Origin of the sequence: Paenibacillus sp. cl123, assembly GCF_900101595.1 — a bacterium.
Classification (GTDB): Bacteria; Bacillota; Bacilli; order Paenibacillales; family NBRC-103111; genus Paenibacillus_G.
On sequence record NZ_FMYY01000002.1, the window covers coordinates 479,642 to 503,113 of the forward strand.

Below are 23,472 nucleotides of genomic sequence, written 5' to 3' on the forward strand. Positions count from 1 at the left end.
ATCAAATGGCCGGTTATGTCACAACAGCGGGCAAGGCGGGAAGGCAATCCTCCCCGCGCTCCCGTACTGTCACGGAAGCGCCTGTGGTCAAGTTTATTTTGATCGGTATAGCGCTGCTGTTTCTCGGATTGCTGCTAATTCTGCCGCTGGTTAGCGTTTTCGCCGAAGCGTTCCGCAAAGGCTGGGAAGTATATAAAGCCGCGCTCGTCGAGCCGGATGCGGCCGCGGCTATCCGGTTAACGCTCCAGGTGGCGGCGATCGCCGTTCCGCTGAATCTGGTCTTCGGCATCGCTGCCGCCTGGGCGATCTCCAAGTTCAGATTCAAGGGAAAAAATATGCTGCTTACGCTGATCGACCTGCCGTTCGCCGTCTCCCCCGTTATCGCGGGATTGATCTTCGTTCTGCTGTTTGGAGCGAAGGGCTGGTTCGGCCCGTTTTTGCAGGAGCATGACATCAAGATCCTGTTCGCGCTGCCCGGCATGGTGCTGGCGACTGTCTTCGTCACCTTCCCCTTCGTGGCCCGCGAGCTGATCCCGCTGATGCAATCGCAGGGAACGCAGGAAGAAGAGGCTGCCGTCACACTCGGAGCGAAGGGCTGGCGGATCTTCTGGAAAGTGACAATCCCGAACATCAAGTGGGGCTTGCTGTACGGAATCATCCTTTGCAATGCCAGAGCGATGGGCGAGTTCGGCGCCGTATCGGTCGTCTCCGGTCATATCCGGGGAGAGACGAATACGATGCCGCTGCATATTCAGATTTTGTACAACGAATATAATTTTGCCGGTTCATTTGCCATCGCCTCGCTGCTCGTCCTGCTTGCCGTCGTGACCTTGCTGGTCAAGTCAGCCGTGGAGTGGAAGCATGCCAGGGAGCAAATCCGGGAAGGGGAATAACGCCTATGCATATCGTTGCCAAACACTTGACCAAAAGCTTTGGCAGCTTTCAAGCGACCAAAGACGTCAGCTTCGAGATCGAGAAGGGGAAGCTGATCGGGCTGCTCGGACCGAGCGGCGGCGGCAAAACGACGATTCTGCGGATGCTGGCCGGCCTGGAAGAACCGGATTCCGGGGACATATTGTTTCACAACAAACGCGTGAACGACGAACCGCCGCAAAGCCGCGGCATCGGCTTCGTCTTCCAGAGCTATGCGCTGTTCCGCCATATGAGCGTCTTCGATAATATTGCCTTCGGCTTAACGGTGCAGAAGCGGAGCAAGGCCCAGATCAAGCAACGGGTGAGTGAGCTGATCGAGCTGACGGGCCTTAAGGGGCTGGAAAAGCGTCTTCCGCATCAGCTGTCGGGAGGGCAGCGCCAGCGTGTTGCTTTCGCCAGGGCTATTGCGCCCGAGCCGCAGCTGCTGCTGCTCGACGAGCCGTTCGCAGCGATTGACGCCAAGGTTCGCAAGGAGCTCCGCACCTGGCTTAAGGATATGATCGACCGTGTCGGAATTACGACGATCTTCGTTACTCACGATCAGGAAGAGGCTGTTGAGGTAGCCGATCAGATCATGATCATCCATAACGGCAAGCTGGAGCAGAAGGGCACTCCCCTCGATATTTATAAGCATCCGAGAACGCCGTTTGTCGCCGGCTTTATCGGCGAATCGAACCCGATCGAGGATATCGCTTCCTTCAAGGGCTTTGATCCGGATAGGCTGCCGGGGGCGAAGGCGATGGTCCGGCCCGAATTTATCGAGCTGGGCCGCCCTGGCGAAGTTTCATTTCCCTCCGCTGCGGAGAAGGGGATCGTCAAACATGTTTACTTCCGCGGCGTTCATTGGCAGATTGAAGTGGAAGTTGAGGGAGAGCGGGTATTCGCTTACCGGACACTGGAGCTTCCCGAGCTGAATGTAGGCGATGAGGTCGCCGTACTGATTCACAGATTGTATGTATTTAATGAACAAGAGCAGCTTACGCTGGAGAACGAGCTCAAGATCGATCCGCTGCCCGTTCATATCTAATCGTCTAAGGAGAGATCGCTATGGAACATCACATCACGATACAAAGCGGCAGCATCGAGCTCGCGGCGACTCTGCATTATCCCGCACTCGGAACGGGAACCGATGAATCGCGCTCCGACAAGCGCCTTCCGATCGTCATCGTCGCTCATGGCTTCATCGGCAGCCGCATCGGCGTAGACCGCCTGTTCGTGCTGGCGGCACGTGACTTGGCGCAGCATGGCTATATGGTGCTTCGCTTCGACTATGGCGGCTGCGGCGAAAGCACAGGCGAATACGGCGAGGGCGGGCTTGATGCGCTGATCGATCAGACCCGCAGCGTCATCGATTATGCGCTTGGCATCGATTGCGTCGATCCGCAGCGGGTTATCCTGCTCGGGCACAGCCTCGGCGGGGCCGTAGCTCTGCTGACCGCAGCCCGCGACAAGCGGGTGAAAACACTTGTGATGTGGTCTTCCGTGGCATATCCTTTTAACGATATTGTCGGAATTACCGGCAAGAAGGCTTATGAACAGGCTGTCCAGAATGGCTCCACGGATTATTTGGGGTACGCGCTTAAGCCTGTGTTTTTCGAAAGCTTAACCCGGCATCAGCCATTCGAGCAGCTGCGCAAGTTCGGAGGAGATGTGCTGCTCGTTCACGGAACGAATGACGAAGTGATCCCGGTCGATTATTGCTTCCTGTACCAAAAGCTGTTTTGGCTGCGAATTCAGGGCCAGTGCGACAAGGAAGTAATTTTCCAGGCGGACCATACGTTCTCGGGCGGTCAGGCGAAGGCCGAGGTCATTGGACGGACACGGGACTGGCTGCTCGCTCTGGAGAAGCAGAAGAAGGATTGGAATGACTGGACGATATAGACAAACAAATCTAAAAGTCAGGTGAACAAGTGGCAGGAGAGCCGGGCAGGGAGTTGAAACAGCGAGTAAAGACCCCGATTGGCCGCAGCCGCTTGTTGTTCGCCGGACTTCTAAAGGAGGAACCGATGATGGCCAAACCGCTAATTATAGACGATCTTTGGACGAAACGGATTATCCAAAGCGTAGACGGACTGGAATACGGCAGCGTTCAAATAGTAGTACATGACGGCAGAATCGTGCAAATCGAACGCACGGAACGCAAAAGGTTCGATTCCTCCTCATCGGATGCAGCGGCGATCAAAAAAGAATCGCCCCAAGCGAAGCAGCAGCGCGCCCAGTCTTAGCGGTTGTAAATAAGAACAGCCCGTCCTTAGAGCAGACGGGCCGCAAAGGAAAACGGCAGCCCTAATGAGGCCGCCGTTTTTTTGATGCGTGCGAAAAGGCGAACACTTTCCACGCATTCAGGCGAGCTATTTTCCGCCGGTTTCTCCGCATTAGGTAAGCAAGCAATAGCTCCACACTGCCTGCGTCAGGGGCTAAGCCGGTTCTTATGCCGGTTCGCTGCCGGGAGGTAGATCCGGCTTGGAAGCGCGGCGATTCCCGCGCTCCGGCTTAACGGCAAACAGGCCGTACAGCAGAGCGAGCAGGGAGAGAGCGCCGAGACCGTAGAACAGCCAGCCAGGGAAGCGATCCATACCGATAGAAATGACAGGAGGCCCAAGCGCCACGCCGATAAACCTCATGCTGCTGTACAGAGAAGTGACGGTTCCGCGCTGCTCCTTGCGAATGCCTTCCGTAATCAAAGCGTCCATGCAGGGAAGAGAGGCGCCGATCCCGATCCCTCCAAGGCCAACGCAAACAAATAACAGCCATAAAGGATCGGTTCCGAATCTCGCAATTCCGAATAGCGACAGGGCAAGAATGCCGAGTCCGCCTACAGCTACCCATTTCATGCGGGCCTTGTTTTCCCCTATCCATTTGCCGGTTAAAAAGGAAGACAAGCATAACGCCGACAGCGGAATGGCCAGCAAGGTTCCCTTCCACACCCCGTGTATGCCGAACAGCTCCTCAAGCACATTGGACAAATAAAATAATACGCCGAACAGCACAAACATCGCCACAGCGCCGATGGCAAAAATGGCGGACAGCCAGCGTCCTTCCTGTCTGGCGATGCCGGCTAACGAAGAGAAAAATTGCCCCGGTCGCTGCTGCGCCGACGAGTCGGCTTTGTCCCGCTTAGGAACCTTAATAAGGAAGACGGCCAGCAGGACGGATGCCAGGCAGAACACCGGAATAGACAGGAAAACGGCATACCAGGCCCATAACGCAAGCAATGAGCCCAAAATCGGGCTGATCACTTTTCCGAGCGTATTGGAGGTTTCGATAATGCCCAAAGCGCCGCTGACCTCGCGCTCGTCTTCATACATATCGCCCATCAAAGGGATGACGATAGGCGCGGCCCCCGCGGCCCCGATCCCCTGAATCAAACGTCCAAGCAAGATGACCAGATACGTATGATCGCCTGCAAACCAGCTGGCGGTGCCGCACAGAAGGCCGCCGGCCCCGGCGATGATAAGGCTCGGCAGCATAATCTTCTTGCGCCCGAATCTGTCTGACAAATAGCCGGCCAGCGGAATAAGGACGATGGCTACGATCGAATACACCGTAATCAGCAAGCTGATCTGCAACGAGCTTACTTGAAGCTCTTTCTGCAGAGAGGGCAGAACAGGGATGAGCATCGAATTGCCCAACGTCATGATTAACGGGACAGAAGCGGCAGCGATAAGAGCTTTCTTTTGATTCTTTTCCATATACTTCTAGTCACCCTTCGTAGATTGCGGCTTTTATTGATAGGGAAAAGGAAAGTCGCCGGTCTGCCGGTAGACGATCATACCTGCTTATTGTGACGATTAAGCCATTATTTTATGCCTATGGTCGAGGAGGAAAAAAGTTGTCAACAAACGTCGAATATAATATAATGTTGAAGTTACTCGGAAAGGGGAATTGACCTATGTTTAATAAAAAGATACTAGGCTCCATTATTTTATGCTCTGCTCTCGTGCTCTCCGCCTGCGGAACTAAACCTGCAGCGACCACAACCGGCGGAGATCAGGCAGCACCGCCGAGCGCTGCCGCGAGCAAGCTCGAGCAAATTAAGAAAAACGGCAAAATCGTCGTAGGCACCAGCGCTGACTATCCGCCGTACGAGTTTCACAAGGAAGTGGACAAAAAGGACACAATCGTCGGCTTCGATATCGAGATTGCCAAGGAAATCGCCAAGGATCTGGGCGTGACTCTGGAAATGAAGGATATGAAATTTGACGGTCTCCTTCCCGCTCTTGAAGCGGGCGCAATCGACTTTGTCATCTCGGGTATGACGCCAACGGAGGAACGCGCCCAAAGCGTGGACTTTACCAAAGTGTATTATACAGCCGTGCAAACCGTTTCTGTGCGGGCTGAGGATAAAGGCAAATATAAAACAATCGCCGATCTGAAGGGCAAGAAGGTTGGGGCTCAGAAGGGCGCGATTCAAGAAACGATCGTCAAGGAGCAGTTTCCGCAGTCGGAGCTTAAGGCCATTAGCAAAATCTCCGATCTGATGCTCGAGCTGAAGAATAAAAAGATCGAAGCTCTTGTCGTGGAGAAGCCGGTCGCGGCCTCTTATTTGAGCAAAAATAAAGACCTGGCGTTCGCCGACATCCAACTGGCCGTTGAGGATGCGGGCTCCGCTATCGCCGTGAAGAAAAATAACCCCGAGCTGATCGCCGCCATGAACAAAACGCTGGACAGGCTCATCGCTGACAAGCAGATCGATAAATTCGTGACGGAAGCCAATGAGCTGGTCGAGGTCCAATAAGCCTCGTCAGCTAGCGGTAGGTGGACCGCATGTGCCAAAAACCTGACCGAAGCCGGACTTCGGCAGGTTTTTGTTTGAATCTCAGACATTCTCGCGTTTGCTTGCTTTATCGGAGTCGGAGTCATTTTAGGGAAGGAGGGGCTTTGTGGACTTTTCATTTTTGCCTAAATACTACATGTTTTTTCTCAATGGAGCGAAGATTACGCTGCTGCTTGCTTTTTTCACGATCATATTAGGCGTTATCTTCGGTCTGATCTTTTGTCTGATGCGGATGTCCCGGGTGTGGCCGCTCAAGGCGATGGCGGCTTCTTACATCGAGTTCATCCGGGGCACCCCGTTTCTGGTGCAGCTGTTTCTGATCTATTACGGCCTGCCTAACCTTGGCGTTAAGCTGCCTGATTTTTCTTTGATGGGCGTTTCGTTTCCGGACTTTTCCTTCGCCGTCATCGCGTTGTCCATCAACAGCTCTGCGTATGTGGCCGAGGTGTTCCGCGCGGGCATTCAGGCGATCGACAAAGGACAGATGGAGGCGGCGCGTTCGCTTGGGCTGTCCCATGTCCAGGCGATGAGGTTTATTGTGCTGCCGCAGGCGTTCAAAAATGTGTTGCCGGCCCTGGGCAATGAATTTATTATCGTGGTGAAAGATTCGTCCCTGGTGTCCGTCATCGGGATCGGCGAGCTGATGTACAGCTTCGATACGGTGCGGGGCAATACGTTCCAGACGTTCGGCCCGCTTGCGGTTGTAGCGCTTATTTATTTCGTGATGACCTTTACGCTGTCCAAGCTGCTTGGTTTGGCCGAGAGGAGGATGAGAACCTATGATTAAGGTTACGGGTCTGCATAAAGCCTTCGGGAGCAACAAAGTGCTGAACGGAATCGATATCGATATAGCCAAAGGCGAGGTGGTCGTCGTCATCGGTCCCAGCGGTTCGGGGAAAAGCACCTTCCTGCGCTGTCTGAATCTGCTCGAGCAGCCGACCGGCGGCGATATCGTATTCGACGGCGTCTCGCTGCTGCAGGCGAAGCAGGATTTAAACGCTCTCCGTCAGCGGATGGGAATGGTGTTCCAGCAATTTAATTTGTTCCCGCATCTCACGGTCATGGATAATATTACGCTCGCTCCGCTCAAGCTGCAGCAGAAGTCCAAGGGGGAAGCCGAGCAGATTGCGCAGCGACTGCTTCAGCGGATAGGCTTATCCGAGAAGGCGGGAGCTTATCCGTCCAGCCTCTCCGGCGGCCAGAAGCAGCGTATCGCGATCGCCAGGGCTTTGGCGATGTCGCCGGCGGTTATGCTGTTCGACGAGCCTACTTCGGCGCTCGATCCCGAGATGGTCGGCGAGGTGCTTGACGTGATGAAGGAGCTGGCGGCGGAAGGGATGACGATGGTTGTCGTGACCCATGAGATGGGCTTCGCCCGCGAGGTAGGCACCCATCTGATCTTTATGGACGGTGGACAGATCGTCGAACAGGGGCAGCCTGCCGACGTATTTGCGAATCCGCGGCATCCTAGGACGCAAGACTTTCTGCGCAAAGTGCTGTAGCCTACGAAACCCGGTTGTCCGACACGGGTAGGTGAACGATAAAGCCAAACAAGCTGAGGCAGTCCGGCAGCGGGCAGGTCCTCAGCTTGTTTCGCTATGAGCTAAAGTTAGGAACGGCTTTGGTGAAATTGCTCCTTGATCCGGCGCAGCAGCTCGGGGGAGGAGGCTACCTCATAGGCGGTCATGGCAAGCGCCTTGGCTCCGAGCAGCATGCCTTCATAAGCTCTGGGCTGCTGGGCAAGATCGCGGAATTCGGTCGAATGGAGCAGATGCTTCTCGTCGATGACCTTCACGTAAGGATGGATTGCAGGACAACGGCGCGACACATTGCCAAGATCGAGGGAACCGTGATCCTTGCCGTATTGAATCTCCTCATCCGGAATACCTAGCTCATGAAGCTGCCTGGTGAAAGTTTCCGAGAGCGCTTCGTTCGTTATGAGCTCGTCATACGAATATTCGTAATTGGACCACGTCATCGTGCAGCCTGTCTGCAGAGCCGCGCCTTCCGCGCAGCGAATGACTTTGCTGGCCAGCTCGTCGGTGTAAGGACGGTCTGCCGAGCGTACATAAAATTGGGCGACGGTGTAGTCAGGAATGATATTCGGCGCCTGTCCGCCTTCCTTGATGATGCCGTGAATCCGCGCGTCGCTGCGAAGCTGCTGCCGGAGCAGTCCGATCGATTGGAACAGCAGCAGCAGCGCATCCAGCGCATTGACGCCTTCATAAGGGCTGGCTGCGGCATGGGCGGCTTTGCCATGGAACTCGAATTGCAGCGCATCCATGGCAAGGGATTGACCGGAACGCTCATACGTATAGAAGGGATGAGCCATCAGGGCGATATCGACATCGTCAAATAACCCTTCCGCGGCCATTGTGACTTTGGCGCCTTTGGTTTCCTCCGCCGGCGTTCCGTATACCCGGATCATGCCGCCGGTTTCTTCGACGACGTTTTGGAAGCCGACGGCGGCAGCCAAGCCCATCGCGGCGATCAGATGATGGCCGCAAGCATGTCCCAGTTCCGGCAGCGCGTCGTATTCGCATAGGAAAGCTACCGTCGGTCCCGGCTTCGCGGCTTGATACGTAGCCAGGAAGGCTGTCGGCAAACCGAGCACGGGCGATTCTACCTGGAAACCGTGCCGGGTCAGCGCCTCTTTCAACCGCTGCGACGCCTTCCATTCCTCATGTCCGAGCTCGGGATTCCGGGCGATAAAATCGGACAGTTCGATGAAAGCTTCCGCATGCCGATCTATGCATGCTGCAATCGTTGTATTCATAATAGGGGACTCGCCTCCTGCGCCTGCGCTGAATGTATAAGCTGCCATTTTATTATAGACGCTGGCGGGAGGAAGGGCAACGAGCGGCCTAGCGCGGGGAGCGGGGGATACAGATATACAAAACCCGCCGAGATTCAAGATCCCGGCGGGCTGATATGGAAGACTATTGCAGATTTTTACGACGGTCGATCAGCTGCTCTTCCAATTGCTTCTTGATCTTGTGCATGGCGTCAACTTCCAACTGGTGATTTTGCGGAAAACGGACGCCGGTCAAAGCCAAGGCTTCATTGAAAGTTAGTTCAACGGATATTTTTTTATCCTGAGGGGATTGCTGCGTTTCGTAAGACATGGTGCATCGCTCCTTTTCCTTAAGAATGAGTGGTGCATCAGCGGGTGCAGCTTGGTAACGAGGAAAGCCCTTTCTCAGCTATAAATCCTTGATTTTCCTCGTTTTTAATATAACACATCGTGTTAACTATTTCAAGCCCAGTTCGAAAAAGCAGACAACCTGATGGAGCTGGCAAAACTTCCAAATCTGTGTGCTGTCCTATCGCTTTAATATAAGTTTAATTTTCCTTGCACTTAAAAAAAGAGGCGCATGGTTAGCGGCCTCTGGTTTACTCGGCATGCTGCTTCATCTTGTTTCGTTGGATGGTCAGGACAAGGCGATCGATTTGTTGACTGAGCTCAACCACTTGGGGATCAACAAAGCTTCCTCTTTGTTCTACCAGCATATAGAGCTGGTGTTGCATGCTCTCCAAGCGACGTTTCAATTCCACTTCTTCCATCTTACCTTACCCAACTCCCACCAAATAAGTTGTCCGTATCTCGACCCATTATAATATGGATGACTTGTAAAGTTTGTAAATCGTTGTCGAATGCCTCATAATTTTTTTTTGACATAATGAAACAAATTTCGTATAGGCGTGGAGCGATTGCGGCATATTACTGCTGACATGGAGGTGAGACGACAAATGAGCGGAAACAGCGAGGAATCCAGAAATAACCCGAATTATAAAGAAAATAAATACGTGCAGGAAGACAGCGCGATCTCGGCCGAGAAAGCGGCCAAGCGGCCTGCAAGCTTAAACGGCGTAACAAAGGAAAATAATCCCCAGTAGGCAAAGCATCACGCTAAAGAATAACCGGCGCAGCTTGTCGGCCTTATTCGCCCCACTTTTGTGGGGTTATTTCGCTTGTCCGGAGGCGGCAGCGACAGTGCGCTTCCGCACGAAGTGAGTCGTCAGACGCGGCAGCTGTTCCGAATCGCGGAGCCTGACGCACATGTGGTGGTAAACGGACGGAAAAACATGCTATAGTTAGGAAAAGGCCTTATCCGTTATCGCAAAAGAGTTGAGAGCGGATTCAGGCCGCGTACATAAAGGAGCAATCGCCTGCAATGATCATTGTCCGCAACTTATCGAAGACTTATCCGCCTGACCACCGGGTGCTTCAGCGTCTCAGCTTTCAGGCCGACGAAGGCGAACTGGTAGCGCTGATCGGGGCCAGCGGCAGCGGTAAAACGACGCTGTTCCGCTGTCTGATGCTCAAAGAGAAATGGGACGAAGGGCAGTATATTTACGATGGCCGCGATATTACGGGCATCGGAGCTTGGGACAAGCTGAAGCTGCGCAAGCAGTGGGCTTATCTGGAGGAGAAGCCCCAGTTCAACCCCAAGAAGTCTGCGCTCAAAAATGTGCTTGGAGCTCTCCTATTCAAGAAGTCCTGGTGGCGCTTCCTTACCAATTCCGTATCTCCGGACGATCATATGGAAGCGATGGACTATTTGGACCGGGTAGGGCTGCTCGACAAAGCCCATGAACCTGTGGAGAAGCTCAGCGGAGGAGAGAAGCAGCGCGTGGCGCTGTGCCGGGCTCTGATCAAGGGAGCCAAGGTCATTTTCGCCGACGAGCCGGTTTCCGGGCTTGATCCGGAAGCGGCAAGCGTCATATTGCAGGATTTCCAGGCCATCTGCCGCAAGGAGAGACTGCTGATCTTCTGCAGCCTTCATCAAGTAGAGCTCGCGGAGAAGTATGGGTCGCGTATCTGGGGGCTCGCGGACGGCAAGTTCGTGGTCGACATCGCCGGACGAAGACTTACTCAGCGCGAGAAAGATCTGATTTTTTAATCCTCCCACAAGCGAACGATCTTAAGGCCGGAGCGGCCGTCTTACGACGCCGCCCCGGCCTTAAGCCGCTTTCCCGCATTATCCCCTCAGCGATGCTATATGCTCAGCTATCCAACGTCCGTGCAGACGGCCAGTCTCGATGAATACTTCATTCGCATTGCGGCCCGAAGCCGCAACGCCCGCAATATAGATGCCAGGAACGGTAGTTTCCATCGTCTCCGGGTTGTATAGCGGCACTTCGTCATCATCCTTGAAAGCGGCCCCGAGCGATCTGAGCAGGCTGCGGTCGGGGCGGAAGCCCGTCAGAGCGAGCACGAAATCATTGGCGACCTCTTCTTGTTTGCCGTTTGAAGCTATGATGACCGAAGAGGGACCGATATGTACGACCTGGGAGCGGAACCTCATCTGAATGCGCCCTTTATTAGCCATGCTCTCGAATATCGGACGCACCCACGGTTTAATAACGGGTGAATATGTGTCGCCCCGGTATACAACCGTGACAATGGCCCCGGCGCGCTGAAGCTCCAGCGCAGCGTCTACCGCGGAGTTGCTGCCGCCGATCACGACAACCCGCGTGCCTGCATAAGGATGGGCCTCCCGGAAATAATGGCTTACCTTGGGCAGCTCCTCGCCTGGAATCCCCAGCATGTTCGGATGATCGAAGTAGCCGGTAGCTACGACGGCATAACGCGTACTCACTGTGCTGGCCCCGCCGTTCCGGTCCACGACATTCAGTTCGTAGCCCTCTCCGGTAACGTCCCGTTTGATCTCGGCCACCTTATGGTACGGACGAATTCGAAGCCCGCGGCGCGCGGCAACCGTCCGATAGTAATTCAGAGCTTCCAGCCGAGACGGCTTTTCATTGGGTGTGGAGAACGGATGATCGCCGATCTCCAGCAGCTCAGGCGTACTGAAAAACTGCATATAGGTCGGGTACAAATAAATGGAGTGCACCACATTCTCCTTTTCAATCAGAAGCGGGTCAATTCCTATTCGCTGCAGCTCCAGGGCCGCAGACAATCCGCATGGACCTGCTCCTATGATCACGACTTCTTCCATAATAAACAGTCTCACCTCGCTGTTGCTTGCATCCGCATGATCTTGTGAAGTTTATTCACGCATTCTCATAGTACCCGATCTCAGCCCTTGATGCCAGTTTATCGAGGGAAACCACAACCCTCTATCTGCATGCATAGCGCTGGGATCCCGTTCATAGAATGGAGGACAAGCATGTCAAGCTGAGCCGGTCCGAGAATGTCAATGACCGTTGCCGAAAGGAAGCGATAGGATGAGACTGTCCAGGTCCGCACATGCCGGAAAATTGTCTGTGTCCAAGTACCTCCTGACCATACTGCTGCTCGCCGGATTCGTTCTCGGGACGTGGGCGGGGCTGCTCCTGGCAGCTCGCACGCCGAAGTCGCCTGCGGTGCTGGAGCACGAGCCTTCTTACCGGTATGAAACCTACAGGGCGTCCGACGGCACCTTACTGCATACCATGCGCACAAGTCCCGACCGTATTCATCTGCTTCCGATCGCAACCAACGTTACCGAGACGAAGGAGTATGGGATCAACGGAGGATTTTTTTGGAACGGGGACCTGCTCAGCATCGCGGTGGCGGATGACAGGCCGCTGAAAGGGGAGCCTCATGATTACGGCTCGGGGTGGAGCAATATTGATATGCCCAAGGGCACCCTGGTTTGGGACAAGCTGGCCGGCCGTTTTTCCGTCCAGATTGTCGAAGCGGCTAATCAGCTGCGGGTATCGGACCGGAAGCAGTATTGGGCGCAAGGCGGCGTCAGCATGTCGCTGCCGCTTGGCGACCAGTGGCGGAAGCAGGCGTCTGCAGAGGATATGCCGCTTATGGATGAGAGGAGGCGTCGTTCCGGCGCGGTCTACGACAAGGAAGGAGTGGTATGGCTGGTTGTCTCCGACAAGGCGGTGACCGCTGCCCAGTTCCGGCAAGCGATTCTTGAGACCGTGAACCCGGGCAAGCTGGAGGATGGCATCTTCCTGGATGGCGACGGCTCCTCTCAGATGAGGACGGAGGAGGTCAGGCTGCAGGGCGACCGGCGTGCCGTGTATCAGATGATAGCTGTGATCCGGCCACATAGCGACCGCTAGCGCGAGCATTCGCGACAGCGGTTAATTTTTTGCAGGAAAAACGGATGAATTTTGCCAAATGCGAGGAAATGCGCAACTAAATGACAGATAGAACGTATAGAATAGTGTAAGCTTGATAGGACGGGAGGGGATGGAGATGCAGGACGTTTATGCCGGGATGTTGATTACAGGAGTGCTGTTTGCTCTGGTGACGGTTCTGTTCGGTGATTTGCTCAGCAATGCGCTTGACGGCATGTTTGACTGGTTGAGCGGCGATCTGCTTCATGCGCTGCAGCCGATGGTGCTGTTCAGCGGTATTACAGTGATGGGAGGCGCAGGTTGGCTGCTTAGCAGGTACAGCGCATTCGGAACGCTCGTCATCCTTGGGCTGGCTGTTCTGGCTGCCGTCGGCAGCTCCGTCCTGATCTACCTGCTCTATGTGAAGCCGATGGCGAACACGGACAGCTCGGTTGGCTTCTCCATGAAGGAGCTGGTCGGCAGGATCGGCGAGGTTTCCATCCCGGTGCCGGCCGCCGGCTGCGGCGAGGTATTGTTCAAGATCGGCGGCAGCCTGACCAATCAGATTGCCGAAAGCTTCGATGGAGAAAGCATCCCGGCGGGGGTGCGTGTCGTAACCGTCGAGGTCCGCGATGGGGCGGTGTTGGTAGCGCCGCTGGAAGCCGCACAATTAACGATGAGGAGTGATGGAGAATGAGCGGTCTCGGAAGTGATGTATTAGTCGTACCAGGTATTATCGTAGGAGTCATCATAGTTCTCGGTCTTGCGTTCTGGGCCAGATACAAGACGGTCAGCCCCGACGAAGCCATGATCGTAACAGGTTCATTCCTCGGCAAACGCAATGTATTGGAAGATGATACCGGCCGCCGGATCAAGATCGTTCGCGGCGGAGGTTCCTTTATTCTACCGGTATTCCAGCAGGCCGAGTTCTTGTCCTTGCTGTCGCACAAGCTGGACGTGTCCACGCCTGAGGTTTACACCGAGCAAGGCGTGCCCGTTATGGCGGATGGGGTGGCGATCATCAAGATCGGCGGAGCGGTGGAAGACGTGGCGACGGCGGCCGAGCAGTTCATGGGCAAGCCTACCGAAGCGCTGAAGGGCGAAGCCCAGGAAGTGCTGGAAGGTCATCTGCGCGCCATACTCGGATCGATGACCGTCGAGGAAGTATACCGGAACCGGGATAAATTTGCCCAAGAAGTGCAAGGGGTCGCGGCCAAGGATCTGAAGAAGATGGGGCTGCAGATCGTCTCCTTCACGATCAAGGACCTGCGCGACAAGCACGGTTATCTCGATGCGCTCGGTAAGCCGCGGATCGCAGCGGTCAAGCGCGATGCGGAGATTGCCGAAGCGCAGGCGGTCAGGGATTCCCGGATTCAGAAGGCCCAGGCGGAAGAAGAGGGCCAGAAGGCGGAGCTTGTGCGCGATACGAATATTGCGGAGGCAAGCAAGGAGAAGGAGCTGAAGGTCGCCTCCTTTAAGAAGGAGCAGGACTCGGCCCGCGCCGAAGCGGATCAAGCCTATCATATCCAGGAAGCGCGCTCCAAGCAAAGCGTAGTCGAGGAGCAGATGCGGGTCGAGATTGTTCGCAGAGAACGCGAGATCGACCTGGAAGCGAAGGAAATACTTCGCCGCGAGAAGCAATATGACGCCGAGGTGAAGAAGAAGGCGGATGCCGACCGCTACGCGGTCGTACAGGCGGCTGAAGCGGATAAAGCGAAGCAAATCACGCAAGCGGAAGCGATGCAGTTCCGCATCGAGGCGGAAGCGAAGGCGATGGCGGAGCAGAAGCGGCTGGAAGGTCTTGCGATTGCAGACGCCGAGCGGGCCAAAGGTACGGCGGAGGCGGAGGTTATCCGGCTGCGCGGTCTTGCCGAAGCGGAAGCCAAGGAAAGGCTTGCCGAAGCGTTCGAGAAGTTCGGAGAAGCGGCCATCCTCGATATTATCGTCAAGATGCTCCCTGAGCTGGCAGGGCGGATTGCCGAGCCGATCAAGTCCATCGACAAGCTGACCGTCGTGGATACGGGCAACGGCCAAGGCGCTACGCGCGTCAGCAACTACGTAACCGAGCTGATGGCCACCGCCCCCGAGATGCTGAAGAGCGTCAGCGGTCTCGATGTGGAGCAGTTGATCAAGAACTTCACGGAGAAAGCCGGAGCCAAGCCGGCGCAAACAGCCGCTCCGGTTGTCACCCTGCCGGTTCAAGGCGACAGCAAGCCTGGCGTCCCAGGAACGGAAGGACCCGCCAATTAATTTATTTAAAGTTTCGAACGCTATAATAGCAGGTAAATACGTATCATAACGCAGAAGGGCAGCGGAAGCTGCCCTTCTGCACCTGCTCTGCAAACAAACGATAAGTTCCCGGCGTCCCCTCGCATGTCTGTCCGGACATGGCTTCGGACTTCCTGAACCGTTCGAGTCTTGCAGCTTGCAGGGATTTGTCTTGGCTGGAGGGGAACCGATGGCTCTGCCTAAGCACAACGGAATGAATCTTACGGAAGGACCGCTCGCGAAGAAACTGCTCGTATTCGCCATGCCTATTCTGCTGGGCAATGTGATGCAGTCGCTGAACGGCACGATCAATGCGATCTGGGTAGGCAATTTTTTGGGTGAAGGCGCATTCGCCGCCACCTCCAACGCCAACAACATTATGTTTTTCCTGCTGAGTCTTGTATTCGGGATCGGGATGGCCTCGACCATCCTGGTCGGGCAGCGGATCGGAGCCAAGGATGAGATCGGGGCCAAACGGGTAGTGGGCGCAAGCGCGCTGTTTTATGTGCTGTTGTCCGTGTTGATAGCGGCCGCAGGGCTGCTGTTGAGCACACGTATTCTCCATTGGATGCAGACGCCGGCGGATTCCATGGATTACGCGCTGGGCTACATAAGGATTACATTTATCGGCATTCCGTTTATGTTCTTTTTCAATTTCGTCATGACTATACTCCGGGGAGCCGGGGATGCGAAGACGCCGTTTTATTTCCTGCTGCTGTCGGCCCTGCTCGATATTGCGCTCAACCCTTTGCTCATCTTCGGGTTCGGTCCCATCCCGCGGATGGAGACGGCGGGCTCCGCGCTCGCGGCTGTCATCGCGCAAGGCATCAGCCTGGCGGCCTTCATCGCCTATCTGTACCGGCAAAAGCATCCGCTGCGGCTGACAGGCTCCGACCGCCGGTATGTACGGCTCGACCCTCAGATTATCAAGCTTCTGGTCCGCAAGGGCATTCCGATGGGCCTGCAGATGCTGACGGTATCTTCCAGCGCCATAGCCGTCGTCTCGCTGGTGAACAGCTTCGGCTCTGCGGCCACGGCGGCGTTCGGCGCTGCGATGCAAATCTCCAGCTACGTGCAGATGCCGGCGATGGCTATCGGCGGCGCGGTATCGGCAGCAGCCGCTCAGAATGTGGGGGCGGGGAAATGGGACCGGGTACACCGCACGACCGGGATCGGCTGCTTGTTCAACCTGCTGATGACCGGCTTGCTGGTCGCTTTGATCTATGGCTGGAATGAGCGAATTCTGCATATTTTCCTCAAGGACGAATCCGCGATCCAGATCGGCATGAACATCAATCATATTACGCTGTGGGCTTATATCGTATTCGGCATTACCTTCGTCGTGTCCGGAGTTATCCGCTCGACAGGCGCGGTCATGATCCCGCTGCTGACGACCTTTTTGGCGTTATGGTGTTTTCGAATCCCGTTTGCCTATTACCTGGGAAAGACGTTCGGCCTGAATGCTGTCTGGTGGAGCTTCCCGATAGGCTTTGTATGCGCGCTGCTGTTGTCCGCATCCTATTACTTCTGGGGCAGCTGGAGAAAGAGCAGCATGAAGATCGATCCCCCTGGGGGTGAAGCGGTTTCCGTTTCTTAGCGAGGAAGGGCGAAAAATAAACGACATGAATGATTCATGTCGTTAAATACTTTTCGGTCAAGATGGAAAGCAGTTGAATGCCGACTTCGTTCTGCCCGCCTTCGGGTATAATGATGTCGGCATATTTTTTGGACGGCTCGATGAACGCTTCATGCATGGGTTTCACCGTGTTCAGATACTGGTCATGGATCGACTGGATCGATCTGCCGCGTTCATGGATATCGCGAAGCACCCGGCGGAGGATGCGAACATCGGGGTCCGTATCGACAAAAACCTTGATATCGAGTATCGTGCGCAGCTGCTCGTCCGACAGCACATGCAGTCCCTCGATGATGACGATCTTATTGGGCTTCAGCTCCACCGTGTCGGAGGCCGAGCGGGCGTGCTGCGAGAAGTCGTATACCGGAGCCTGTACGACCTGCAACTGCTTGAGCTGCTGCAGGTGGGCATACAGCAGGTCGTTGTCGAAGGCGAGCGGATGGTCATAATTGATGCTCTCCCGCTCGCTGAATGGCAGATGCGGGTTGTCCTTATAGTAATTATCCTGGGAGATAAAAGTAACTTTGTTTTTCCCCAGACGGTCGATGACCGAGCGGGCGACAGTCGTCTTGCCTGAACCTGTGCCTCCGGCGATGCCGATAATTAACATGATGGGTATTCCTCCTGGCGCTGTCTTGTCGAAGGTTTATTGTACCATAATGCGTTTGCGAAAACGAGGTCCTGAGGCTGCGGGCAGCTGCACCTTTGCGCTTGCTTCACGGGACAAAAGGTGATTAACTGGTTTCAGGAAGGATGCTGTACAGACGGGAGTGCTTGCAAGTTGCGCGTGCTGGTGGTTGAAGACGACAAACGTTTGCTGGATGCGATCGCATCTGTGCTGGAAGATGAGCAGTACCAGGTGGACTGCGCCGATAACGGGCGGGAAGGTTTGCTGCTCGCCGGACAAGGCGTTTACGATCTGTTGATTCTGGATATTATGCTGCCCGCCATGGACGGTATCTCGGTTATTCAGGAGCTGAGAAAGCGCGGGGTCCGGACGCCCTGTCTGTTTCTGACCGCCAAGGATTCCGTAGAATCGCGGGTGCGCGGATTGGATGCGGGAGCGGATGATTATCTGGTCAAGCCGTTCGCCATCGACGAGCTGCTAGCCCGGCTGCGTGCGCTGCATCGGAGGAAGGGACAGGAAGCGGAGCCCGTTCTGGCGTATGGGGGTCTCAGTTTGTCTGCGCAGGACTGCGAGGCTGTATGCGGAGACAAGACGATCAAGCTGACGGCCAAGGAATATGATCTGCTTGCCTTTTTTATCCGGCATAAGGAACAGATTGTGAAGCGCGATCAAGTTTTCGCGCGGGTGTGGGGAATGAACTCGGAGGCGAACGAGACGGCCGTCGATTTGTATGTGCATTATTTGCGGAAGAAGCTGAGCGCCTGTGGCTGTGAGCATTACATCCGGACCGTGAGAAGCGTCGGGTATATGCTTAAAGCGGAGAGCGTTCATGTTTAAACAGACGAGATACAGGCTCGCGCTGCTTTTTTCCCTTGTATTTTTCGTCCTGATCAACGGGCTGGGGGCGACGCTCTACTTCTCGACGGAAAACCGGCTGTATTCCCAGACGGACCGCGTGCTTGAGAATGAGATGAACGGGTTGGAGGGATGGGTGAAACGGCAGATACGGCGCGAGTTTCCATTTCGGCCCATGCGGCTGATGACCGTGCTGCACTGGGATGCCGAAGGCAAGCTCGTTTTGCAGATCCCCCGCGAAAATGTCGATGATAAACTCCCGTCTCTGCTTAAGGAAGCGGGAGTGAACAGAGCTTTCGTCAACGTGACGGTGGAGGGCGCGGAATATCGTCTGCTGACGCGAGACTTGGCTGAAGGACGGCTGCAGATCGCTTATAATCTGGAGCCGGAGCGCAACGTGCTGAACAATCTGCTGGTCATGATCGCCACGGGCAGCTTGGTCAGCATCTTGATCGCGCTGCTCACCGGTCTGTTCCTCGCGGCTCGGGCACTCATACCGATCCGCAAAGCCTGGGAGCAGCAGCAGCAGTTCGTCTCAGATGCCTCGCATGAGCTGCGAACTCCGCTTTCGGTGCTGCAGATTCATCTGGAGCGGCTGTTCCGCCATCCGGAGCGGACCATCGAGCAGGAAAGCGAGAAGATCGCGGTCATGATCGACGAAACGCGCCGGATGAGCAAGATGGTCGGCGACCTGCTTACGCTGGCACGCTCGGATGCGAGTGGGGTCAAGCTTCACGAGTCGGCCATCGCGCTGCCGGAGCTCGTAGCGCGAGCTGCCGGCGATTTTGCAGAGTTGAGCCGGATGCGGGGGATCCGGCTGGAGACCTATGCGGACGAAGCCGTCACGATGGTCGGCGATTCCGGTTATTTGCATCAGCTGCTGGTCATTTTGCTGGATAACGCGCTGCGCTACACGCGGGAAGGGACGATAACCATCCGGACGGCTGCCGAAGGAAATTACGTGCTGCTGCGCATCGAAGATACGGGAATCGGGATCGGCAAGGATGATCTTCCGCGCATTTTCGACCGGTTCTACCGGGCCGACAAAGTCCGCGGCCGCGGCGACGGAGGAACGGGACTGGGATTGTCCATCGCCAAGTGGATTGTGGAAGCCCATCATGGAACGATCAGGGCCGAGAGCGAAGAGGGAGAAGGAACTGTTATTGAAGTGCGGCTGCCCATGGAAAGACATGCCAGGCCAGCGGCGTTTCGCCGAGAGTGACGACGGCGCTGCTTAAGCTACGGCTGCTGCTTGCCGCGGTGTGTGCGCAAATCACGGCGGTGACGCGTTGAAGTGGGTCAGAGGCCTGGGCTCGTTGGGAGTCCATGCTGGCCTGTCTGCGGTCTTCGAGGGCGGGAGACGGTATTTTGTGAAGCGGTATGCGTAGCAGCTCTAAGCCCGCCGGCGGTCCTGGAAGGAGCTGCCGAGCTGCTCGCGAAAGCCACTTCGGAACAAATATATCTTTACCGGGGAAGCTCCGATCAGGAGCTTTTTTATTATGCTGTAAACGTTTGAACCGACAAGAAAAACGTCCGCTGAAACGCGGCTGCTCAGCCGTGAAACACTCCAGCCAGGAACCTTTCTTACAGTTTCAGCAACCTTTCAGCTAATCTTAAGCTTTTTCCAATGCAGTTTTAATCTAGGTCTGATTTAATAGATACATAGTTCATTGAGATCAGTAGCATATCGGGAGGTTTGTGGCCTGTGAACAAGAAGAAGACGATCATTATAACGGTGGCTGCGCTGCTGGTGGCGGGGGCCGGGACTACGGTGTATGTCACCCAGGGGGCCGGCAAGCCGAGTACTGGAGCGGTCGTTCAGCAGCAGACGGCCAAAGTAACCCGCGGCAATCTGCAGTCAACCATCACAGGGACCTCGCAGCTCGCGGCGGAGCAGCTTCAGATGATTACGCCGCCCAAGGAAGGCATGATCAAGACGATTAATCTGACGCGCAACCAAACTGTCAAGCAGGGGGATCTGCTTCTGGAGCTGACAGACACAAGCCTGGTGGAGAAGCTGGACAACGCTCAGATTTCGCTGGAGCAGTACAAAAAGGATCTGCAGGAGCTGCTGGAACAGCAAAGCTCGCTTCGGGTGAAGGCGCCAGCAGCAGGCAAGCTGATCCTCTCGGCGAATATCAGCGAAGGCTCGGGCGTATCCAAAACGACGAAGATTGCGACCATTGCGGATACGAGGGCTCTGATCGTTACGCTTCCTTTCATCCAGGAGGAGGTCGCCCAGCTTGCGAAAGGGGATACGATTCAGTTGACGGTGGACGGATACCTGATTACCAAGACCGGCGTCGTGGAGTCGATCGCATCGGGCGGCAAAGCGGATGCCAAAGGCAACCGGCTGAGCGAAGTGAAGATTCGGATCGACAACGACGGCACGCTGGATGCGGAGCTGAGCGTGCAGGGCTCAGTCACCGTCAACGGCTTGAAGGTAGAGTCTACGTCATCGGCCAAGCTGCAATACCGGACGACTACGTCGGTGTTCGCCAATGTTTCGGGCACAATCGGCAAGCTCGACATAACGGAAAGCCGGAACGTGGGCGCCGGCGAAGCGATCGCCACGATCGTTAACGATACGCTGGACAAAGACATTACCACCAAGCGGCAGCAGATCGAGCAGCAGACCAAAACCATACAGGATCTGAACGATCAGCTCGCTAACCTGAAGGTGTATGCGCCGTTCGACGGCGTGTTCTCGACCGACTTTGCCGATACGAAGACGAACGTGCTGGCGTCTTACCGCGTCGGCTCCACGATCAAAAGCGACGTTAAACTGGGGGCCGTCGCCAGTCTCGACACGCTGCAGCTCGCCATCAGCGTCGATGAGCTGGACCTGCCGAAGGTAAAAGTCGGACAGAAGGCGCGGGTCCGAGTCGATGCCATCTCCGGCAAAGTTTATGAAGCTGAGGTCAAGCAGGTGTCAACGGTCGGGACGACCTCCAACGGGGTCAGTACATACAGCGTCATTCTCGGCATGAAGAGCAGCGAGGAGCTCAAGTACGGGATGACAGCCAGCGCGGATATTATTGTGACCGACAAAAAAGGCGTGCTGCTGCTGCCTACCCAGGCCGTACAATCGCGCGGCGGACAAAGCGCAGTCATGATCAAGAAGGCGGATGGAACGACCGAACGCAAGCAGATCAAGGTAGGCGTAAACGACAGCACGAATGTGGAGATCGTCGAAGGGCTTGCCGAAGGCGACGAGGTTGTAGTCGGAGGCGCGACCCGCAGCAATAATCTGTCCGAGGAGCAGATTCAGCAGATGCGCAATCAATTCCAGCAAGGGGCCCGCGGCGCCGGAGGCGGCAATGCCGGCTTTGGTGGAGGCGGCGGATTCCCGGGCGGTGGCGGCGTTATGATATCTCCCGGCGGCGGTGGCGGAGGCGCTGGCGGCGGAATGAGATAATAGGCCGGGGAGAGGTGATTTTATGAGCTTGATCGAATTGAAAGATATCGTGAAGAAATTCAAACGCGGAACCGAAGACTTGACCATTTTGCGAAGCGTGTCGCTGGCGGTGGAGAAAGGCGATTTCATTGCCATCGTCGGCCCCAGCGGCTCCGGCAAATCGACCTTGATGAATACGATCGGGCTGCTCGACATGCCGACTTCCGGCTCATACATGCTCGATGGCGTAGCGACGGAGAAGCTGAAGGACGATCAGCTGGCCGAGGTGCGCAATAAAAAGATCGGATTTATATTTCAGCAGTTCAATCTGCTTCCGCGACTGACTGCCATCGAAAATGTGGAGCTGCCCATGATCTATGCAGGCATCGCCAAGAAGGAGCGCAGGGAGCGCGGCATGAGCATGCTGGAGACGCTGGGCATGGGCGGGCGGTCCCATCACCGGCCGAGCGAGCTGTCCGGAGGGCAGCAGCAGCGAGTCGCCATCGCCAGAGCGCTGGCGATCGGTCCTGCTATTCTGCTGGCGGATGAACCGACCGGAGCGCTCGATTCTACGACAGGCCAGGAAGTGCTGGAGCTGATGATTGATCTGAATAAAGCGGGCAATACGATCGTACTGATCACGCATGATCAGCATATTGCAGACAATGCCAAGCGGGTCGTAACGATCCGGGACGGAGAGATCGTCGGCGACAAGCGCAATGATCTGAAATCCGCGGCTGGCCGCCCGGCGACGGAGGTAAGCGTATGAGGGCGGGCGAGCTTATAGCGATGGCGCTCAAGACGGTGACGGCCAGCTGGATGCGCACGCTGCTGACTATGCTGGGCGTTATCATCGGGGTGGCCTCCGTCGTTACGCTCGTCTCGATAGGACGGGGCACGACAGCGGCGATCGAAAAGCAATTCGAAAATCTGGGGACGAACCTGATTACCGTCAATATTCTCGGTCAAGGACGCGCGAACAGCCTGGACTATGAGGAAGTGATGCAGTTCGAAGAGTTTCCCGAATTCAACTATTTGGCCCCGGCCGTAACCGGCGGGAATATGAACGTCAAGTATGACCGTACGCAGGATACATACAGCGTGCTCGGCACCAATGACCGGTATTTCTCGATTACGAAAACGGAGCTTGCTTCGGGACGGCTCATGTCGGAATCGGATATCAGCTTCCGGACCAATGTGGCCGTGCTGGGCAGCACAGTGGCGACCGAGCTGTTCGAGTCGGCCAACCCTATAGACAAAATCATCAATATCAAGGGATATGAATTCAAGGTTATCGGCGTATTGAAAACGAAGGGCGCGACGATGGGGATGTCGGTCGACGAATCGATCATCGTTCCGATTACGACCGGACAGCGGCAGCTGGCGCTGGGCAACATCCGGACGACGTATATCGAAGCGAAAAGCAAGGAACAGATGGCGCTCGCCCAGACAACCTTCTCCAATTATTTGACGACCAAATACAAAAGCGCAAACGGCTTCCGCATCCTGAACCAGGACTCCCTGGTGGAGTCCCGCACGGCAGCGACCAGCTCGCTGACAAGCCAGCTCGTCAGCGTAGCCTGCATCTCTCTGCTGGTAGGCGGCATCGGGATTATGAACATTATGCTGGTTACCGTCACCGAACGGACGCGCGAGATCGGCATCCGTAAGTCGATCGGGGCCAAGCGGCGGAACATTTTGGCTCAATTTTTGGTGGAGGCAGTCGTCATAAGCGGTCTCGGAGGGCTGCTCGGGCTTATACTGGGCATCGGGATATCGCTGGCTTGGCCTTATCTGAATAAAAACCAACTGACCGTTATTTCATGGGATATCAGCTTCTACGCATTCCTGTTCTCGGTGGCCGTGGGCATCATCTTCGGCCTGTATCCGGCGAACAAGGCGTCCAAGCTGCGGCCGATCGATGCTTTGCGCACCGACTGACGAACAAGCATTCT

Annotated in this window: 24 protein-coding genes; 18 read left to right on the forward strand and 6 right to left on the reverse strand. The window is 55.7% G+C overall.

Going from position 1 to position 23,472, the window contains the following annotated elements:
- The first annotated feature begins 5 nt into the window (after positions 1-5).
- The 4 genes from cysW (at position 6) to BLR08_RS06180 (ending at position 3,158) form a co-directional block, all read left to right on the forward strand.
- Positions 6-893, forward strand: coding sequence for a sulfate ABC transporter permease subunit CysW (gene cysW / locus BLR08_RS06165; protein WP_072327395.1), 888 nt, complete (start codon positions 6-8; stop codon positions 891-893).
- A 5-nt stretch (positions 894-898) separates the two neighbouring features.
- Positions 899-1,960, forward strand: a complete 1,062-nt coding sequence (locus BLR08_RS06170; RefSeq protein ID WP_072327394.1) for an ABC transporter ATP-binding protein — start codon at positions 899-901, stop codon at positions 1,958-1,960.
- 20 nt (positions 1,961-1,980) lie between these two features.
- Entirely contained in the window at positions 1,981-2,814 is an 834-nt protein-coding gene (locus tag BLR08_RS06175) for an alpha/beta hydrolase (protein WP_072327393.1), read from the forward strand.
- Positions 2,815-2,942: 128 nt separating this feature from the next.
- A complete protein-coding gene (locus tag BLR08_RS06180) occupies positions 2,943-3,158 on the forward strand; it encodes a YezD family protein (RefSeq protein WP_072327392.1) in 216 nt (71 codons plus the stop codon).
- A 204-nt stretch (positions 3,159-3,362) separates the two neighbouring features.
- Here the strand turns inward: BLR08_RS06180 and BLR08_RS06185 are convergent, their stop codons facing one another.
- Positions 3,363-4,625: an MFS transporter gene (locus BLR08_RS06185; RefSeq protein WP_072327391.1), complete on the reverse strand. Its 1,263-nt coding sequence runs from the start codon at positions 4,623-4,625 to the stop codon at positions 3,363-3,365.
- Positions 4,626-4,825: 200 nt separating this feature from the next.
- Here BLR08_RS06185 and BLR08_RS06190 point away from each other — a divergent pair, with 200 nt between their 5' ends.
- From BLR08_RS06190 to BLR08_RS06200, 3 genes are all read left to right on the forward strand, one after another.
- Positions 4,826-5,671, forward strand: a complete 846-nt coding sequence (locus BLR08_RS06190; RefSeq protein ID WP_072327390.1) for an ABC transporter substrate-binding protein — start codon at positions 4,826-4,828, stop codon at positions 5,669-5,671.
- 145 nt (positions 5,672-5,816) lie between these two features.
- Positions 5,817-6,497, forward strand: a complete 681-nt coding sequence (locus BLR08_RS06195; RefSeq protein WP_072327389.1) for an amino acid ABC transporter permease — start codon at positions 5,817-5,819, stop codon at positions 6,495-6,497.
- Positions 6,490-7,212, forward strand: a complete 723-nt coding sequence (locus BLR08_RS06200; protein ID WP_072327388.1) for an amino acid ABC transporter ATP-binding protein — start codon at positions 6,490-6,492, stop codon at positions 7,210-7,212. The genes BLR08_RS06195 and BLR08_RS06200 overlap by 8 nt, the downstream gene beginning before the upstream one ends.
- Positions 7,213-7,319: 107 nt before the next feature.
- On the opposite strand, the gene BLR08_RS06205 is transcribed toward BLR08_RS06200, so the two are convergent.
- The 3 genes from BLR08_RS06205 to BLR08_RS06215 form a co-directional block, all read right to left on the reverse strand.
- Positions 7,320-8,486, reverse strand: a complete 1,167-nt coding sequence (locus BLR08_RS06205; protein ID WP_072327387.1) for a M20 family metallopeptidase — start codon at positions 8,484-8,486, stop codon at positions 7,320-7,322.
- 163 nt (positions 8,487-8,649) lie between these two features.
- Complete coding sequence (locus BLR08_RS06210; RefSeq protein ID WP_072327386.1) at positions 8,650-8,835, reverse strand: hypothetical protein; 186 nt, start codon at positions 8,833-8,835, stop codon at positions 8,650-8,652.
- 268 nt (positions 8,836-9,103) lie between these two features.
- Complete coding sequence (locus tag BLR08_RS06215; RefSeq protein ID WP_072327385.1) at positions 9,104-9,274, reverse strand: aspartyl-phosphate phosphatase Spo0E family protein; 171 nt, start codon at positions 9,272-9,274, stop codon at positions 9,104-9,106.
- Between the two features lie 186 nt (positions 9,275-9,460).
- Between BLR08_RS06215 and BLR08_RS31020 the strand changes: the two genes are divergently transcribed.
- The gene (locus tag BLR08_RS31020) at positions 9,461-9,607 is read left to right on the forward strand and encodes a hypothetical protein (protein ID WP_176835428.1); all 147 of its coding nucleotides are present in this window, start codon (positions 9,461-9,463) and stop codon (positions 9,605-9,607) included.
- A gap of 278 nt (positions 9,608-9,885) precedes the next feature.
- Positions 9,886-10,614 carry a phosphonate ABC transporter ATP-binding protein gene (locus tag BLR08_RS06220; protein ID WP_072327384.1) on the forward strand — a complete coding sequence of 243 codons (729 nt, stop codon included), beginning with the start codon at positions 9,886-9,888 and terminating at the stop codon, positions 10,612-10,614.
- 78 nt (positions 10,615-10,692) lie between these two features.
- Here the strand turns inward: BLR08_RS06220 and BLR08_RS06225 are convergent, their stop codons facing one another.
- On the reverse strand, positions 10,693-11,673 hold the full coding sequence (locus BLR08_RS06225; protein ID WP_072327383.1) for a YpdA family putative bacillithiol disulfide reductase: 981 nt from the start codon (positions 11,671-11,673) through the stop codon (positions 10,693-10,695).
- Positions 11,674-11,902: 229 nt separating this feature from the next.
- Between BLR08_RS06225 and BLR08_RS06230 the strand changes: the two genes are divergently transcribed.
- The 4 genes from BLR08_RS06230 (at position 11,903) to BLR08_RS06245 (ending at position 16,598) form a co-directional block, all read left to right on the forward strand.
- Complete coding sequence (locus tag BLR08_RS06230; RefSeq protein WP_143014339.1) at positions 11,903-12,736, forward strand: phosphodiester glycosidase family protein; 834 nt, start codon at positions 11,903-11,905, stop codon at positions 12,734-12,736.
- A 136-nt stretch (positions 12,737-12,872) separates the two neighbouring features.
- Positions 12,873-13,430 carry an NfeD family protein gene (locus BLR08_RS06235; protein ID WP_072327382.1) on the forward strand — a complete coding sequence of 186 codons (558 nt, stop codon included), beginning with the start codon at positions 12,873-12,875 and terminating at the stop codon, positions 13,428-13,430.
- The gene (locus BLR08_RS06240; RefSeq protein WP_072327381.1) at positions 13,427-14,983 is read left to right on the forward strand and encodes a flotillin family protein; all 1,557 of its coding nucleotides are present in this window, start codon (positions 13,427-13,429) and stop codon (positions 14,981-14,983) included. Before BLR08_RS06235 ends, BLR08_RS06240 begins: the two co-directional genes overlap by 4 nt.
- 208 nt (positions 14,984-15,191) lie before the next feature.
- On the forward strand, positions 15,192-16,598 hold the full coding sequence (locus tag BLR08_RS06245; RefSeq protein ID WP_083536550.1) for an MATE family efflux transporter: 1,407 nt from the start codon (positions 15,192-15,194) through the stop codon (positions 16,596-16,598).
- Positions 16,599-16,632: 34 nt separating this feature from the next.
- Here BLR08_RS06245 and udk read toward each other — a convergent pair whose 3' ends face one another.
- Positions 16,633-17,247, reverse strand: coding sequence for a uridine kinase (gene udk / locus BLR08_RS06250; RefSeq protein WP_072327380.1), 615 nt, complete (start codon positions 17,245-17,247; stop codon positions 16,633-16,635).
- A gap of 171 nt (positions 17,248-17,418) precedes the next feature.
- Between udk and BLR08_RS06255 the strand changes: the two genes are divergently transcribed.
- From BLR08_RS06255 to BLR08_RS06275, 5 genes are all read left to right on the forward strand, one after another.
- Positions 17,419-18,102: a response regulator transcription factor gene (locus BLR08_RS06255; protein WP_072327379.1), complete on the forward strand. Its 684-nt coding sequence runs from the start codon at positions 17,419-17,421 to the stop codon at positions 18,100-18,102.
- Positions 18,095-19,342 (forward strand): sensor histidine kinase, encoded by a 1,248-nt coding sequence (locus tag BLR08_RS06260; protein WP_072327378.1) that lies wholly within the window; start codon positions 18,095-18,097, stop codon positions 19,340-19,342. The genes BLR08_RS06255 and BLR08_RS06260 overlap by 8 nt, the downstream gene beginning before the upstream one ends.
- Before the next feature lie 483 nt (positions 19,343-19,825).
- Positions 19,826-21,538 carry an efflux RND transporter periplasmic adaptor subunit gene (locus BLR08_RS06265; protein WP_072327377.1) on the forward strand — a complete coding sequence of 571 codons (1,713 nt, stop codon included), beginning with the start codon at positions 19,826-19,828 and terminating at the stop codon, positions 21,536-21,538.
- Positions 21,539-21,560: 22 nt separating this feature from the next.
- Positions 21,561-22,286 (forward strand): ABC transporter ATP-binding protein, encoded by a 726-nt coding sequence (locus tag BLR08_RS06270; protein WP_072327376.1) that lies wholly within the window; start codon positions 21,561-21,563, stop codon positions 22,284-22,286.
- A complete protein-coding gene (locus tag BLR08_RS06275) occupies positions 22,283-23,458 on the forward strand; it encodes an ABC transporter permease (protein WP_072327375.1) in 1,176 nt (391 codons plus the stop codon). The genes BLR08_RS06270 and BLR08_RS06275 overlap by 4 nt, the downstream gene beginning before the upstream one ends.
- The last annotated feature ends 14 nt before the right edge of the window (positions 23,459-23,472 follow it).